General features: G+C 36.8%; 15 protein-coding genes and 1 riboswitch. Of the genes, 10 read left to right on the forward strand and 5 right to left on the reverse strand.

Translation table 11 applies throughout. The annotated features are described in order from the left end of the window. Position 1: 1 nt before the first annotated feature. On the reverse strand, positions 2-1,075 hold the full coding sequence (locus BLT95_RS04295; RefSeq protein WP_089664902.1) for a DUF5074 domain-containing protein: 1,074 nt from the start codon (positions 1,073-1,075) through the stop codon (positions 2-4). Positions 1,076-1,077: 2 nt separating this feature from the next. After that, a complete protein-coding gene (locus tag BLT95_RS04300) occupies positions 1,078-2,850 on the reverse strand; it encodes a TonB-dependent receptor (protein WP_231896410.1) in 1,773 nt (590 codons plus the stop codon). An 88-nt stretch (positions 2,851-2,938) separates the two neighbouring features. After that, positions 2,939-3,157: riboswitch (cobalamin riboswitch) on the reverse strand. A 70-nt stretch (positions 3,158-3,227) separates the two neighbouring features. Here BLT95_RS04300 and BLT95_RS04305 point away from each other — a divergent pair. From BLT95_RS04305 to BLT95_RS04345, 9 genes are all read left to right on the forward strand, one after another. Continuing rightward, complete coding sequence (locus tag BLT95_RS04305) at positions 3,228-4,361, forward strand: ABC transporter substrate-binding protein (RefSeq protein ID WP_089664904.1); 1,134 nt, start codon at positions 3,228-3,230, stop codon at positions 4,359-4,361. Then, positions 4,361-5,392 carry an iron ABC transporter permease gene (locus BLT95_RS04310; RefSeq protein ID WP_089664905.1) on the forward strand — a complete coding sequence of 344 codons (1,032 nt, stop codon included), beginning with the start codon at positions 4,361-4,363 and terminating at the stop codon, positions 5,390-5,392. Before BLT95_RS04305 ends, BLT95_RS04310 begins: the two co-directional genes overlap by 1 nt. Continuing rightward, entirely contained in the window at positions 5,393-6,184 is a 792-nt protein-coding gene (locus BLT95_RS04315; RefSeq protein WP_089664906.1) for an ABC transporter ATP-binding protein, read from the forward strand. 76 nt (positions 6,185-6,260) lie between these two features. Next, positions 6,261-7,688: a DNA recombination protein RmuC gene (gene rmuC / locus BLT95_RS04320; protein ID WP_089664907.1), complete on the forward strand. Its 1,428-nt coding sequence runs from the start codon at positions 6,261-6,263 to the stop codon at positions 7,686-7,688. Next, positions 7,688-8,830, forward strand: a complete 1,143-nt coding sequence (locus BLT95_RS04325; protein ID WP_089666844.1) for a serine hydrolase — start codon at positions 7,688-7,690, stop codon at positions 8,828-8,830. The genes rmuC and BLT95_RS04325 overlap by 1 nt, the downstream gene beginning before the upstream one ends. 1 nt (position 8,831) lies before the next feature. Continuing rightward, positions 8,832-9,197, forward strand: a complete 366-nt coding sequence (locus BLT95_RS04330) for a 6-phosphogluconate dehydrogenase (protein ID WP_089664908.1) — start codon at positions 8,832-8,834, stop codon at positions 9,195-9,197. 1 nt (position 9,198) lies between these two features. Next, positions 9,199-9,747 (forward strand): acyl-CoA thioesterase, encoded by a 549-nt coding sequence (locus BLT95_RS04335; protein ID WP_089664909.1) that lies wholly within the window; start codon positions 9,199-9,201, stop codon positions 9,745-9,747. Continuing rightward, entirely contained in the window at positions 9,744-10,697 is a 954-nt protein-coding gene (locus tag BLT95_RS04340; RefSeq protein ID WP_089664910.1) for a bile acid:sodium symporter, read from the forward strand. The genes BLT95_RS04335 and BLT95_RS04340 overlap by 4 nt, the downstream gene beginning before the upstream one ends. Positions 10,698-10,725: 28 nt before the next feature. After that, positions 10,726-11,187, forward strand: coding sequence for a hypothetical protein (locus BLT95_RS04345; protein WP_157718012.1), 462 nt, complete (start codon positions 10,726-10,728; stop codon positions 11,185-11,187). Here the strand turns inward: BLT95_RS04345 and BLT95_RS04350 are convergent. From BLT95_RS04350 to rpmH, 3 genes are all read right to left on the reverse strand, one after another. Next, a complete protein-coding gene (locus tag BLT95_RS04350; protein ID WP_089664912.1) occupies positions 11,184-11,582 on the reverse strand; it encodes a DUF423 domain-containing protein in 399 nt (132 codons plus the stop codon). The two genes, BLT95_RS04345 and BLT95_RS04350, sit on opposite strands and share 4 nt — an antisense overlap. A gap of 102 nt (positions 11,583-11,684) precedes the next feature. Beyond that, positions 11,685-14,537, reverse strand: coding sequence for a carbamoyl-phosphate synthase large subunit (carB, locus tag BLT95_RS04355; protein ID WP_089664913.1), 2,853 nt, complete (start codon positions 14,535-14,537; stop codon positions 11,685-11,687). A gap of 117 nt (positions 14,538-14,654) precedes the next feature. After that, complete coding sequence (gene rpmH, locus BLT95_RS04360) at positions 14,655-14,813, reverse strand: 50S ribosomal protein L34 (RefSeq protein WP_011708966.1); 159 nt, start codon at positions 14,811-14,813, stop codon at positions 14,655-14,657. 149 nt (positions 14,814-14,962) lie between these two features. Between rpmH and BLT95_RS04365 the strand changes: the two genes are divergently transcribed. Next, on the forward strand, positions 14,963-15,478 hold the full coding sequence (locus tag BLT95_RS04365; protein ID WP_089664914.1) for a hypothetical protein: 516 nt from the start codon (positions 14,963-14,965) through the stop codon (positions 15,476-15,478). Positions 15,479-15,570: the final 92 nt, after the last annotated feature.

A 15,570-nucleotide genomic window follows, 5' to 3' on the forward strand; every position in this document is an offset into this window, starting at 1 on the left:
TTTAGTTAAAATAGATTCCGTTAGGATTGATTCCAGTATTGAAATTATCTAACAATGATCCATCATTTAAGTTATAGATATATAAATTACCATCGCCGGTAAAGTCGGCATTTGGAGATGCGATATATATCTTATCATTCCTGATCGTAAAACCATATAACAAAGCGGCTTCATCAAAGCTAAATTCAGCTGATTGAGGTAGATCCTCCCCCATTGAAAACTTATACAGTGCCTTTCCTATGGTTAAATAGGCAGTATTATTTATTAAATTAAGGTTTTCAGGATGAATATTATTTTCAGGAAATTTTATGCTTTCAATCAATTCGTTACTACTCAAATCAATTCTTGAAAGCTCTCCTGCTGTTTCAACATCTGCATAAGCTGGCTTCCCAGATGAAAGTACCCAAAGCTCAGATCCTGAAACAGCTATTGAATTTGGCAAAAATCCTACTTCAATCTCAGAACTTACAATACCAGACCGTGTATTGATTACAGAAATGATATTGTTAAAAGAGAAACCTCCTTTATGAGCTACATATAATTGGTTATTTTCAGCTAAAAGCTTTTCAGGACCTTCAGATACCGGAATAGACTCTATAAAAGATAAACCATTCAAATCAAATACAGCTACAAAATCGTCCTCAGGATTTGTCCCGTCCCCCCAATTGGTAACATATAGTTTATCTTCCACTACCTCGGCATATCGCGGATTCTGAAGATTAGCATTAATAGTACCCAGACTTTCAAATGTAAATCTATTCACAATTTCTATCTTATTGGAAACATTCACAACAATGATCGCCAGGTTTTCATGCATTTCTATGCTCTGGGCAGTATCTCCAAGATCAAATGCATTGGTATTAGAAAAGATCATACTCTGAGTCTCACCGGTGTTCTCATTGATATAACTTACAGAAGCATTAGCAGAACCAAAATTTCCTTCATTTAAAATGAAAGTTCCAGTAGCAAAATTATGATCAGGCTCAGGTGGTTGGGCACAACAATCAGTATCGTCTTCACAGGAATTCAGGAAGAATACAATAGATAATAAAAATAATAAGTGTTTGTAGTTCATAATTAAAATTTGAATGTTAGTGTAGAATTTATAGACCGCCCCGGCATGATTCGGGATGGTAAACTTTGGTATTTTTCGTTAAATATATTCTCAATGCGAATCTCTACCCCTATTTCTGGTTCCTTCGAAAAGGTATAACCCAATCCTAAATTGGCAAGTTGATAGGCGTCCAATTCATAATTATTATCTGAAGAGGTATAAATACTACCGTTATATAAGGATTGAAATAAAATATTGAAATTGCATATTTCATATCCCGCAGAAAAAGTCGCTTTATGCTGTGGAGTATAAATAAGCTGATTACTGGTTTCCTGATCTATAGATTTTGTAAACGCATACGTGCTGCTAAAATTAAGAGGATTGTCTGCTGCTTTCCCAATCCAGCTTGCAAAAACTTCTAAACCGTAATTATGAACATTAGCAGTGTTTTCTGGTCTCCAAATGCCAGATTCATCGGGCGTCCATCTAATCAAGTTATCTATATCTATATAGTAGCCAGTGATATTTATATTTAGATTATTAAAAATAAACTCGTTGCCAATTTCAGCCTGAATAGAGGTTTCAGGATCTAACTGAGCGTTTCCTCCCTGTAACCAGAATAGATCATTAAAAGTTGGTATTCTGAAATTTCTGGATGAATTGAATCGCAATAAATATGCATCAGTAAGTTTGTAAGATGCACCGGCCGAGAATAACAATGGTGAGTTATAATTATTCGTGATCTCCTGTCTTAGGCTGAGTTTATAACTCAGCTTTTTAATATCATGACTCCAAAGTGCAGATAAACCTACAATTTTTCTTTCAGCACTATCTATTCCTGAACCTTCCCCTTCCACATTATTATAATCGGCTATGATATTCAATTTTTTATCTTCTGAAAATTCATATTCCAGATCATATTTGACAATTGCAGTTTCAGCGTCGCCGAAACTAAAGTTATCTGAATGCCGGTTTTCATAGTATTTAAATTCCTCTTTAATAAAAGCCAGCTTAAGACTGCTGGTAAAATCTCCTGTAAACGATTTCCATTCAAGCAAATTCTTTGAGTTCCTGTCTCTATATTCGCTGTTGGAAGGAAGATTACGCGTACCTGAAAATCCGCGATCACCCTGGTAATAGTTGCTATAAAACTTTAAAATATTAGATCTCCCCAGCCAGTGGGCTATTGAGGTATTCAGCGAAGTGTTATAGAAATCCCCATTTTCGTTACGTTCTTCAGTTCCCAGGTATTTGTAATCGTTTTCAGAACTTAAACCTGCCACACCAATGTTCAGACTGGTTTTTTGAGTAGAAAAACTGCCGTTATAGGAAACCTGGTACGTATCAAAACTCCCGTAACCTATTCGCAGATCGCTTTCTGAAATCCCGTCAAACCTGAATTCATTATTTAGATGTATGGTCCCACCAATGGCACCACTTCCATAAACAACACTTCCCCCTCCTGGTCGAAGACTAATATTGTCAAATACCTTAGTATTTACGGTGTTAAAATCGGTTTGTCCGGTAAATTGCGAATTAATATTAATGCCATTCCAGATAACTGCGGTTTGGGAAGCTCCGGTTCCTCTAATAGAAGCTGAGGACACCATGCCGTATCCATTTTCCCGAAAAAAGAAGGGCGAATTGAATTTTAACAGAGAAGTTAATAAAGGTTCAGACTGCTTGATTAAAGAATCGTCAAGCTTTTTCACAAACTGCCCTTCTGAATTATTTTTCAGCTTTACATCGCTTAGCCGCACTTCATCCAGCCAATTGATAGAGTCCTTTTGTGCCATTGCTTGTATGCAACCACAAATAAATAAAGCGAATAAAAGGTATAAGTTTCTGTTCATAATCTGCCGACCTTTATCCCGAAAGTCACTCGATACTGGTTGAAATTCAGGCAGGTCTCCTGGCTCACGTACTGCAATTCACCTTCCCATTCTCAATGAACAGTGGTTTGAAGAATTATTGCAGCCACCCTTGCGGGCTAAGCTTACAGTTGCGGGAACAGCTCAGGTTTTGAAGTTCTCACTTCCCCCTGATTCCCTTTTAATCCGCACAGAAATAAATCGATGCTGAACCAAAATTTCGAGGCAAAATTAAACAAATAAGTTTGGTAACCGCTTCAAAAATTTAAATAATCTTACTTTTGAACTCAAATTAACCAGTCTTGAAAAAAATACTTTTCATATTTTTCCTTTTAGGAATCTATTCCTGTAAAAACACTTCCGACAATGAAAGCCTTGATTTTCAGAATAAAAATGAAGTTAATATTGAAAATGCCAGTGGCTTTAGTATCACTAAATTTGATGGCTACAGCATTATGAAAGTAAATACGCCATGGCCGGATGCTAAGGATCCATTTATTTACTTGTTAAAAGAGAAAAATGCGGAAATTCCTGAGAACATTAAACATGATCAGGTAGTTGAAGTACCTGTTAAAAAGATCGTGGTGACTTCTACCACGCATATTCCCGCTTTAGAAGCTCTCAATGAAGAAAAATCTCTTGTAGGCTTTCCGGGATTGAATTATATCTCTTCAGAAAAAACCCGGGATTTAATAAAAAATGGATCGGTTTCAGAATTAGGTCAGAATGAAAACATCAATACAGAGGTCCTCATCGATCTCTCTCCTGATGTGGTTATTGGTTTTTCCATAAATGCTTCTAATAAAAGCCTTGAAACCATACAGAAAACTGGAATTCCGGTCATTTATAACGGGGATTGGACAGAACTGAATCCACTTGGTAAAGCCGAATGGATCAAATTCTTTGGCGCTCTTTATAAAAAAGAAGAGAAAGCCGAAGAAATTTTTCAGAATATCAAATCTGAATATTTAAAGGCTAAAGAACTGGCAAAATCTGCAAGTTCCAGTCCAAAGGTAATTAGCGGCGCAATGTATAACGACAACTGGTATATGCCTTACGGTAATTCCTGGCAGGCCCAGTTTATCAAAGACGCTAATGCAGATTACCTGTATTCCGATACTGAAGGAGATGGTAGTTTGTCTCTTGCTTTTGAAAGTGTGCTGGAAAAAGCCGAAGATGCCGAATATTGGATAAGTTCCGGTCAGTTCACTTCGTATGCACAGCTATTCAATGAATCTGAGCATTATAGAAGGTTTAATGCAGTAGAAGAGAAAAAAGTATATAGTGTTAGTCTTTCACAGGGAGAAACCGGCGGAATTCTCTTTTATGAACTGGGCCCACAGCGTCCAGACCTTATTTTGAAAGATCTAATCTCAATTTTTCATCCTGACCTTTTAAAAGAACATGAACAGGTGTTTTACAAACCACTGAATTAATGCTGAATCAGAAGAAATATACAATTGCATTAATTTTTCTGTTTCTGGCAGTGATCATCACAGCGTTATTCAATATTAGCCTGGGTTCAGTAAATATTCCAATTGAAGAAGTAACTGCATCTTTATTAGGCCTGGAAGTAGAAAAAGATACCTGGCGGTATATTATTCGAAATTACCGTCTACCTAAGGCTATTACAGCAATCATCACCGGTTCTGGTCTTGCAGTTAGCGGACTTTTAATGCAAACACTTTTCCGGAACCCGCTGGCTGGACCATATGTTCTGGGACTGAGCAGTGGAGCGAGTCTTGGTGTTGCCCTCGTTTTTATGGGAGCATCGGTTTTCGGCGCTTCTTTTGCTGCAGTACTTTTATCTGAATGGAGTCTGGTAATTGCTTCCAGTCTTGGGAGCTTATTAGTGTTATTTGCTGTAATTCTTGCTTCGATACGATTGAGAGACACTATGGCAATTCTCATTATCGGGCTGATGTTTGCCAGTCTCACGGCCGCTATAGTAAGTGTTCTAGCCTATTTTAGTCCTGCTTCCCAACTACAACAATATGTTTTCTGGTCTTATGGGAGCCTTGGAGATCTAAGCTGGCATGAAGTTTTAATCCTTGGACTATTCTGGATCGTTGGGATTTTCATCGCTATAGGAAGTATAAAGAACCTCAATTCACTATTATTAGGTGAACAATACGCCAGAAGCCTGGGAACCAATATTAAAAAAAATAGGTTTATGATCATTATCGCAACCAGTTTGCTGGCTGGAAGCATTACCGCATTTGCTGGTCCTATTGCTTTCGTTGGCCTTGCTGTTCCGCATTTAATTAGACAAATCATTCCTTCTGCAAATCACATTACGTTAGTTCCGGCTGTGATTTTTGGTGGAGCTATTTTAATGCTTATTTGCGACATAATCGCCCAATTACCGGGAAGCGAGTTCAGCTTGCCTATTAATGCAATAACTTCATTAATTGGGGCTCCTGTCGTGATCTGGTTATTAGTTAGAAAAAGAAAATTCAATTTTTAAGTGAAAGCAGAAAATGTAAATATTGTCCTTAAAACCGAAAATCTAAGTATAGGATACAGGAAGAAAAAAAAGGAACAAATTGTTGCTTCAAATATCAATATTGAAATAAAATCGGGTGAATTAGTCGCTGTAATCGGGATTAACGGAGCCGGGAAGTCTACCTTGCTAAAAACTTTAAGTGGTATAATTCAAAACATTGATGGTCAAGTATTTATATCCAACAATTCTTTAGAAAAAATAGAGCCTGACAAATTGGCAAAAGACATAAGTTTGGTTTTAACTGAACAATTGCTTTCAAAAAACTTAAGTGTAATAGAATTGGTTGCACTAGGAAGACAACCGTACACAAATTGGATTGGAAGACTTACAAAAAATGATCTCAAAAAAATCATGCATGCTATTCAGTTGGTCAATATAGATGATATTAAGAATAAGAAATGTCATGAATTAAGTGATGGTCAATTTCAAAAAGTGTTAGTTGCCAGAGCATTGGCACAGGACACCTCGCTGATCATCCTGGATGAGCCTACCACTCACCTCGATCTTTACCATAAAGCGTATGTCTTAAAACTACTGAAACGCCTGAGCAAGGAAACAAATAAAGCTATTCTATTCGCTTCTCATGAGATCAATCTTGCATTACAACTCTGCGATAAGCTGGTGGTAATAAAGAAAAACGAGGCTCTGTTCGGTACGCCGGAAGAACTTATTAAAACTGATGTTTTAAACAATCTATTTCCTGAACACCTAATACGATTTGACAAAGAATCTGCCAGCTTTAAAATAAAATAGAAAAGTCCTTTAATTTTTCTTTCACTCTCTTCTCTAAAATTCTTAAATAAGTATCTTTGAGAAAACCGTCAATTTAATGAACGAATATCTTTTTATCTCTCTTATTTTTTTAGTTGCTTTAGGAATCGGTATTTACATTGGAAAGCTGATTTCCGGTTTAAAATCCAAGTCCCAAACCGGAATTCTCGAAGAAAAAAACAACCAATTATCACTTCATATAGATGATCTTAAGAATCAATTAAACAGTACTTTAGAAAAAAACAAGGAGGATATTCAGCAATTAAAAAATGAAGCTAATACTGATATTGAAAAGGTTGAAAAAGAACGGGAAGAAATTAGAAGAGAAAAGGAAAGTATTAGCCTTCAATTAACCCGGAAAATTTCTGAATTTAATAATCTCCAGGAAAGAAACGAAGAGCACAAAGCCGAAGTAGAAAAACTTCAGGAAAAATTCACCAAAGAATTTGAGAACCTTGCCAATAAAATTTTAGATCAAAAATCGGAGAAATTTACCAGTTTAAATAAGCAGAATATTGAGAATATTCTAGACCCTTTAAATAAAAAGATCAAGGAATTTGAAGAGAAAGTTAGTCTAAGCAATACCGAATCTGTTAGAAGGCATGCTGAACTTGGAGAAAAATTAAAGATCTTAAACGAACAGAATACCAGAATTAGTGAAGAGGCTACCAATCTTACCAAAGCTCTGAAAGGAGATACAAAAATGCAGGGAAACTGGGGCGAAATGGTTCTGGAAAGAGTTCTGGAACGAAGCGGACTTCAAAAAGACAGCGAATATTTTGTTCAGCAAAGTTTTAATACTGAAGAGGGTAAGCGAGTTATGCCAGATGTAGTCATCCATCTTCCAGGCGATAAAAAAATGGTGGTAGACTCCAAGGTGTCATTGAATGCCTATGAACGCTATATTAACGAGAGCGAAGAAGATCTTAAGAAAACACATCTCAAAAATCATTTAGTTTCTGTAAGAAATCGTGTGAACGAACTTAGCAACAAGAATTATCACTCATTATATCAAATGGAAAGTCCAGACTTTGTACTGCTTTTCATCCCTATAGAAGCAGCATTCGCAATTGCTTCTAATGAGTATCCAAGTCTTTATAGTGACGCTTTCGAAAAAAATATAATCATTGTCACCCCAACCACGCTACTCGCGGTTCTTAAAACCATTGACAGTATGTGGCAGAATGAAAAGCAAAAGCAAAATGCTATCCAGATAGCCACTCAGGCTGGTGCTTTGTATGATTCGTTTACGAATTTAACAGATGAATTATTGAAGATAGGCAGGCAAATTGGAACCGTACAGAATTCTTATGAAGGCGCCATGAAGAAACTTACCGGTAAAGGAAATCTTATTAGAAGAGTAGAAAAACTTAAAAAATTAGGAGCCAAAGCCAGCAAGCAGCTCGATCAAAAATTGATAAATCGCGCAGAGAACGAAGATGAAGATGAAATAGAAGAATCTGAAAGCTCAACATTAAACCTATGATGAAGAAAATAATAGTCTGTACTTACCTTTCCCTCACATTTTTCATTTGTCAGCTAACTGCTCAGGAAATTTACTTTCCTCCTGCTGGTAAATGGCAGGAAAAGTCGGCCACCGAATATAATTTGAATTTTTCTGAGGCCATAGAATTTGCTAAATCTAACGAATATTCAGAATCAAAGGATTTAAGACAAGCTATTTTAAAGGGTTTTCAGCATGAACCCTATCACGAAATTTCAGGCCCCACCAAAAGAAGAGGTGGTCCTGCAGGAATGATCCTGAAAGATGGATACATTGTAGCCCAATGGGGAAATACCAGAAGGGTTGATATGACCTTTAGCGTCACTAAAAGTTTTCTTTCTACCACCGCACTTGTCGCCAAAGACAAGGGATTAATTTCAGACTTTACTGAACCCGTAGCGAATTATGTTTGGGATGATACTTTTGAAGGGGAACATAACTCAAAGATCACCTGGAAACATTTGCTTCAACAAAATTCTGATTGGAGCGGGCAGCTTTGGGGTGGTTTTGACTGGGCCGACAGACCTTCTCAAGAACAGACTATTGACGAATGGAGATCCAGAGAATTACATGAACCAGGTACACACTTTAAATACAACGATATTCGTGTAAATGTATTAGCCTATTCATTGTTAAACGTTTTTAGAAAACCTTTACCTAAAGTTCTAAAAGAGAATATCATGGATCCTATAGACGCTTCTCAATCTTGGCGCTGGTTTGGGTATGAGAATTCATGGACTACCATAGACGGACTTAAGATGCAGTCTGTAAGCGGTGGCGGGCATTCCGGCGGAGGAATGTTCATCAACACCGAAGATATGGCCAGGTTCGGGCTTCTTTTTATGAATAACGGAATGTGGAATGGGCAAGAATTGATTTCTAATGAACTGATAGATGAAGCAATGAGCCCCTCGGTACCAAATCCAAATTATGGGTATATGTGGTGGCTTAATTCCAAAGGTAGCCGTAATATGGAAAATATTGATAATGATATTTTTTATGCGGCGGGATTCGGTGGAAATTTCATAATCGTAGATCAAAAAAACAATCTGGTTATTGTGACCAGATGGCTGGAGCCTTCAAAACTCGAAGAATTCCTGAATATCGTTTATAAAAATATTTAGAATGAAAAAGACCTTATTATATATCCTTGGTGGAATATTTATCGTATGGTTGCTATATTATGCATTCATCTATTTTGTACCGTACAGTGAAGGTACACGCAGCGGAGAATTGATCAAGTTTAGTCACAAAGGCGTGATTGTAAAAACCTGGGAAGGTGAAATAAGCCAGGGGATTAGCGGCGCTCAAATCTTTCAGTTTTCGGTTTTAGACAGAAATAACGATGTGATCAAAGAATTACAGGAATACGAAGGGAATTATGTAAAACTAACTTATGTTGAACGCTTTGCGACCTTTTTTTTCTGGGGAGACACTAACTATTTTATCACCGAAGTAGAGAAATCAGAAAGTCCGCATTTTAGAAAATAGCATGGAGAAATTTAAAAATATAAAAGAAAGCCAGGTAGTTATTTCAGAATTGATGCTTCCCTCCCATTCTAATTTTAATGGAAAGATTCATGGAGGCTATATTTTATCGCTATTAGATCAAATCGCTTTTGCCTGTGCCTCCAAACATTCTGCAACCTATTGTGTAACCGCGAGTGTAGATACCGTAGATTTTTTAAAACCCATTGAAATAGGTGAACTGGTCACCATGAAAGCATCGGTTAATTACGTTGGAACCAGTTCAATGGTGATAGGGATTCGTGTGGAAGCCGAAAATATTCAAACAGGTGCTAAAAAACATTGCAACTCTTCTTATTTCACTATGGTTGCAAAAGATGATAAAGGGAACTCCGTTCCCGTTCCTGGTCTTATACTAAAAACTAATGATCAGATAAGACGTTTTGCTAAAAGTATTAAACGGAAGAGTATGAAGATGAACCGAATCCAGGAATTTCATGAAACCGATTTCTCTTCTGAAAAATACCTTCACATTCTTGAAGATCATAAAGCTAAAATTGAGCGGAATTCTTGAAGTCCTTCGGATTTATATTTGCCATTTTTATTGCCATAGGAATTGCCTATTTATTTCCTCAGGGAATAGAACTGCTTCCTTTAAAAACAATTACCGATATTGGAATTGGCTTAATTTTCTTTTTTTATGGATTAAAATTATACCCGACAGAGTTTAAAGCAGGTTTGGTTAATTATAAAGTCCATATAATAATTCACCTCACTACTTTTATTGTTTTTCCCTTACTCTGCCTGCTCTGTGCGCCACTATTTGAAGATGGACTAAGATCTGATCTCTGGATCGCCTTATTTTTTCTAGGAACACTACCCTCAACCGTCTCATCGTCTGTGGTCATGGTTGCTCTGGCAAAGGGAAACTTACCCACTGCGATTTTCAATGCAAGTCTCTCAGGACTTATCGGGATTTTTGCCACTCCACTATGGATTGGTTTTATCCTTGAAAAAACGGCCGATTTTGATTTTCTGATAGTCCTTCAAAAACTCTGTTTACAGATCATAGCTCCCTTAGCTGCAGGTCTTTTTTTACAAAGATACTTTGGTGATCTCGCCAGAAGGTATGGAAGACAGCTAAGTCTTTTTGATAAGACCACTATTATTCTCATTATTTACTCAAGTTTCAGCAGCTCCTTTTCTTCAGCACTATTAAGGTCTATAGAAATCAGTGAACTTTTGAAAATGACGGGAATTGTTATTATACTTTTCTTCACTATTTTCTTTAGTCTCGCTTATTTTTCAAAAATATTAGGATTTAATAGGGAAGATAAAATTGCTGCACAGTTCTGCGGAACAAAAAAATCCCTGGTTCATGGTTCAGTCATGGTGCGGGTAATTTTTGGAAGTTCAGCCAGTTCAGGGCTCTTATTACTCCCCATCATGCTTTATCATTCTGCCCAACTCATTCTTATCGCCTGGTTTGCTGAAAAATATAGAAAAAGAGCTACAGCCAAATAACAATTTTAGCTATTTTAGAATAAAAATCATGAAATTCAACATTTTAAAGCTGATTCTTGTGGCACTTATCTTTATCTCCTGTAAAGAGGAAAAGGAATCAGTTAAAGCTGCAAAAGTTCCTGAAGCTACACAGATTGCTAAAAGTATTAGATGCTATAGCTATACTAAAAATAATGATACTATTTACCTAAGCTATACTGAACTTGATGATTCTTTTGTAGATGGAAATCTCACCTATAAAATGTTCGAGAAAGATAGTAATCGTGGCAGCTTTAAAGGAAAATGGATTGGAGACAGTTTATTTGCAGATTATGAATTTCAATCTGAAGGTTCTATTTCTACGAGAGAGATATTTTTTTATAAAACAGATGCAGGCCTAATTGAGGGCTATGGTCCTGTTAAGGATACTTTGAACAAGATAATATTTCAGGAACACAGTACGCTGGTTCTAAACGAGAACATTCTTCTAAAACCTGTAGATTGCGATTAAGGTGTTATATAAAGTACTATTTCAGAAAGATTAATCGTTAATAAGATCCAGCCGATCACAAGTAATAATCCGCCAAGTGGGGTTATTGGTCCCAGAATTTTAATCTTATTTCCATTGGCTGAACTCCATGTAAGCCCGTAGATACTAAAAGAAAAAAGTAATATTCCAATAATAAAACACCAGGCCATTATATTTTGAAGACTGGAAAGAAAAGGAAATGTAATTCCGCAAATGATGAGCACCAATGCGTGATACATTTTATATTTCACACCTGTCTCAAAACTTTTTAATTGATCTTCAGTAAATTTTTTCTTTAAAGCATGAGCGCCAAAGGCTCCGAGAATCACCGATAGTGTACCGTAGATTCCACCTACAATCAAAACAAGTTCTTTCATAAGGTTTAAAATTAAAAAGTCATTTCAGCTGAATGGGAAAGCTACTTTATAAATAGAGTTCTCCCTTCAGTCGAAATGACTTTCAGCAATAATCAAAGTATTTTATTTGCTTAAATACATTTTTCTTCTGGAATATAGATCGTAGAATTCATCATCCTTTAAACTATCTATAAATAGAATGCTCTCTCCTGTACTTTTCATCTCAGGCCCTAGCTGCTTATTCACATTATAGAATTTATTGAACGAGAATACTGGTTGTTTAATAGCATATCCCTCCAATTTAGGATTGAAATTAAAGTCTTTCACTTTCTTCTCACCAAGCATCACCTTAGTTGCATAATTCACATAAGGTTCTTTATAGGCCTTTGCGATAAAAGGTACTGTTCTTGACGCTCTTGGATTCGCTTCAATGATAAACACCTTGTCATCCTTGATCGCAAACTGAATATTGATCAATCCAACAGTGTTTAAAGCCAAAGCAATTTTCCTTGTATGGTCTTTAATTTGCTGCATCACAAGATCTCCTAAATTAAAAGGAGGTAAAAGTGCATGAGAATCCCCGGAATGAATTCCACAAGGTTCAATATGCTCCATGATTCCAATGATGTACACATCCTCTCCGTCGCAAATCGCATCGGCTTCAGCCTCAATGGCACCATCTAGATAATGGTCCAGAAGTAATTTATTGTTAGGGATCTTTCTTAGAAGATCTACTACATGCTCTTCCAGTTCATCTTTATTGATCACAATTTTCATTCCCTGTCCACCAAGAACGTAAGATGGTCTTACCAGAATAGGAAAATCAAGTTCATCTGCTAATGCCAGGGCTTCATCGGCATTTTCTGCCGTACCAAAATCTGGGTAAGGAATGTCGTTTTCCTGAAGCAGTTTTGAGAAACTCCCCCTGTCTTCCGCAAGATCCAGTGCTTCATAACTGGTTCCCATAATCTTAATACCGTATCTATCCAGCTTTTCAGCAAGTTTAAGAGCGGTTTGACCTCCAAGCTGAACAATTACACCTTCAGGCTTTTCATGTCTTATAATATCATAAATATGCTCCCAGAATACAGGTTCAAAATATAATTTATCAGCAATATCAAAATCTGTAGAAACGGTTTCAGGATTACAGTTGATCATGATGGTTTCGTAACCACATTCTGCAGCAGCAAGAACTCCATGCACACAACTATAATCAAATTCAATTCCCTGCCCTATTCTATTAGGTCCTGAACCAAGAACGATGATCTTTTTACGGTCTGAAACCTTACTTTCATTAGAAGTATAGAATTCTCCATCCTTAGAAAGGATACCTTCCTCAAATGTTGAATAATAATAAGGCGTTTCTGCTTTAAATTCAGCAGCACAGGTATCTACCAGTTTATACACACGATTTACCCCAAGCTCTTCCCTTTTATTGTAAACCTCACTTTCCAGACAATCCAGCATATGCGCTATTTGCCGGTCTGCAAAACCTTTTTGCTTCGCTTCCAAAAGAAGATCTTTAGGAAGAGAATTAATGTCAAATTTAGATATTTCGTTGTCCAGAGCGTGTAATTCCTCATATTGCTTCAGGAACCACATATCAATTTTAGTGATTTCATGAATTCTGCTTAAAGGAATTCCCATCTGGATCGCATCATAGATCACAAAAACCCTGTCCCAGCTTGGATTGGTTAATTTATCTATGATCTGGTCATAATCCTTATACCCTTTTCCATCTGCACCAAGACCGTTTCGTTTGATCTCTAATGACTGGGTTGCCTTGTGAAGCGCTTCCTGAAAAGACCTACCAATACCCATCACTTCTCCTACAGATTTCATCTGAAGGCCAAGAGTTCTGTCTGATCCTTCAAATTTGTCAAAATTCCAGCGCGGTATTTTTACGATCACATAATCCAGGGATGGCTCAAATAAAGCCGAGGTGGATTTCGTAATTTGATTATCAAGCTCATCCAGGTTATAACCCAAGGCTAATTTTGTAGCGATCTTAGCGATTGGATATCCAGTTGCTTTTGAAGCTAAGGCAGAAGATCTTGACACACGAGGATTAATTTCAATCGCGTAGACATCTTCATTTTCATCCGGACTCACCGCAAACTGAACATTACAGCCACCGGCAAAATCCCCGATACTCCTCATCATCTTTATAGCCATGTCCCGCATCTTCTGAAATGCCTTATCACTTAAGGTCATCGCAGGAGCAACGGTTATGGAATCTCCGGTATGGACTCCCATGGGATCCATATTTTCTATCGTACAGATAATTACCACATTATCATTACGATCACGAAGTAATTCTAATTCATATTCTTTCCAGCCTAATAAGGCTTTATCTATAAGCACTTCGTGAATTGGAGAAGCCTCCAGGCCACGAGTCAGCATTTCGTCAAAATCTTCGGCACGGTGTACAAATCCGGCTCCACCCCCACCCAGGGTAAAAGATGCGCGAATTACCAATGGAAAACCAAACTCCTGTGCAACTTCTTTTCCCTGAAGGTAAGAAGTCACCGTTTTAGCCGGTGCAACAGGAATATTTATTCTTCCCATTAATTGTTTGAACTGCTCCCTGTCTTCACAAATATTAATAGCATCTATATCTACACCAATAAGTTTTACATTATAATCACTCCAGATACCTTTCTCATCAGCCTCGATACAAAGATTTAAAGCCGTTTGACCACCCATGGTAGGAAGCACCGCGTCAATCTCCGGATGCTCCTTTAAAATACCAATAATAGATTTTGTGGTTAGAGGTTTCAAATACACATGATCAGCCATCGACGGATCTGTCATGATGGTTGCAGGATTTGAATTGATTAGGATTGTCTTTATTCCATCTTCCCTCAATGATCTAAGTGATTGAGTTCCGGAATAATCGAATTCACAGGCTTGTCCAATAATAATTGGACCGGATCCTATGATTAAAACGCATTTGATGTCTTTGTTTTTAGGCATGATTATGTGTTGTATTCGCTTAAAGTTGTGTTTGCAGTAAAATTAAGAAGCGTTTAGGTATAAAAAAAGGCGTTACTCAAAAAGTAACACCTTTAATATTTCAATTAATCGAAATCATTAATGTTTATGTCTGTTTTCAGAAGATACAGATAATTTCTTTCTACCCTTTGCTCTTCTTCGTGCAAGGACTTTTCTTCCGTTTGCACTTGCCATACGCTCCCTAAAGCCGTGCTTATTTTTTCTTTTCCTCTTAGATGGTTGAAACGTTCTTTTCATTGTGAATATCTTTTATCTTCTGTAAATTCGTTTTGTCTGTCTTTAAAACTGCGTGCAAATATACAAAGCTTTTTAAGTACTGCAAACACTAAATTAGAAAAATTTTTAATTGTTTTTACTACCTTTGCCGCCTGAAAATAAAGATACCTATGTTTAATAAGAATATTAAAGTCGCAATAGCCGGAATACTGATAGCTGTAGCCATCTGGCAGTTTATTGAAGGAGAAATTGGAAATGGAATATTCCTGATTCTTCTCTCCGGAATTTTTATATTCCTCTATTTTAAAAATGAAATGATCCTTTTGGCATTTCTTAGATTAAGAAAGCAGGACTTTCCGGGAGCAAAAAAATGGCTGGATAAAATTAAAGATCCTGAAAAAGCTCTGGTTAAGAAACAACAAGGTTATTACTGGTATCTTCATGGTCTCATGCTTTCACAAACCAATATCACCAAGGCTGAAAAATTCTTCAAGCGCGCTCTTAAATTGGGACTCTCTATGGACCACGATCTGGCCATGGCCAAATTAAACCTTGCCGGAATCGCGATGACCAAAAGAAGAAAAAGAGAAGCAACTATGCTACTAAATGAAGCTAAAAAGCTCGATAAGCACGGAATGATGAACGATCAAATTAGAATGATGAAAGAGCAAATGAAGAAAATATAGCATTTTAGTTATTAACACTTTAAGAACAATTTTTATTTCAACAAGTATTTAGGTACTTCAACGATATTTTTTCTCTGTAAGTCATTCCTGAC

The sequence above is a fragment of the Gramella sp. MAR_2010_147 genome, assembly GCF_900105135.1.
GTDB lineage: Bacteria > Bacteroidota > Bacteroidia > Flavobacteriales > Flavobacteriaceae > Christiangramia.

Bases quoted from the DNA above. Each gene is read 5' to 3' on its own strand.
- BLT95_RS04295 (WP_089664902.1), bottom strand. From the start codon at position 1,075: ATGAACTACAAACACTTATTATTTTTATTATCTATTGTATTCTTCCTG.
- BLT95_RS04300 (WP_231896410.1), bottom strand. From the start codon at position 2,850: ATGGCACAAAAGGACTCTATCAATTGGCTGGATGAAGTGCGGCTAAGC.
- BLT95_RS04310 (WP_089664905.1), top strand. From the start codon at position 4,361: ATGCTGAATCAGAAGAAATATACAATTGCATTAATTTTTCTGTTTCTG.
- rmuC (WP_089664907.1), top strand. From the start codon at position 6,261: ATGAACGAATATCTTTTTATCTCTCTTATTTTTTTAGTTGCTTTAGGA.
- BLT95_RS04325 (WP_089666844.1), top strand. From the start codon at position 7,688: ATGAAGAAAATAATAGTCTGTACTTACCTTTCCCTCACATTTTTCATT.
- BLT95_RS04330 (WP_089664908.1), top strand. From the start codon at position 8,832: ATGAAAAAGACCTTATTATATATCCTTGGTGGAATATTTATCGTATGG.
- BLT95_RS04335 (WP_089664909.1), top strand. From the start codon at position 9,199: ATGGAGAAATTTAAAAATATAAAAGAAAGCCAGGTAGTTATTTCAGAA.
- BLT95_RS04345 (WP_157718012.1), top strand. From the start codon at position 10,726: ATGAAATTCAACATTTTAAAGCTGATTCTTGTGGCACTTATCTTTATC.
- BLT95_RS04350 (WP_089664912.1), bottom strand. From the start codon at position 11,582: ATGAAAGAACTTGTTTTGATTGTAGGTGGAATCTACGGTACACTATCG.
- carB (WP_089664913.1), bottom strand. From the start codon at position 14,537: ATGCCTAAAAACAAAGACATCAAATGCGTTTTAATCATAGGATCCGGT.
- rpmH (WP_011708966.1), bottom strand. From the start codon at position 14,813: ATGAAAAGAACGTTTCAACCATCTAAGAGGAAAAGAAAAAATAAGCAC.
- BLT95_RS04365 (WP_089664914.1), top strand. From the start codon at position 14,963: ATGTTTAATAAGAATATTAAAGTCGCAATAGCCGGAATACTGATAGCT.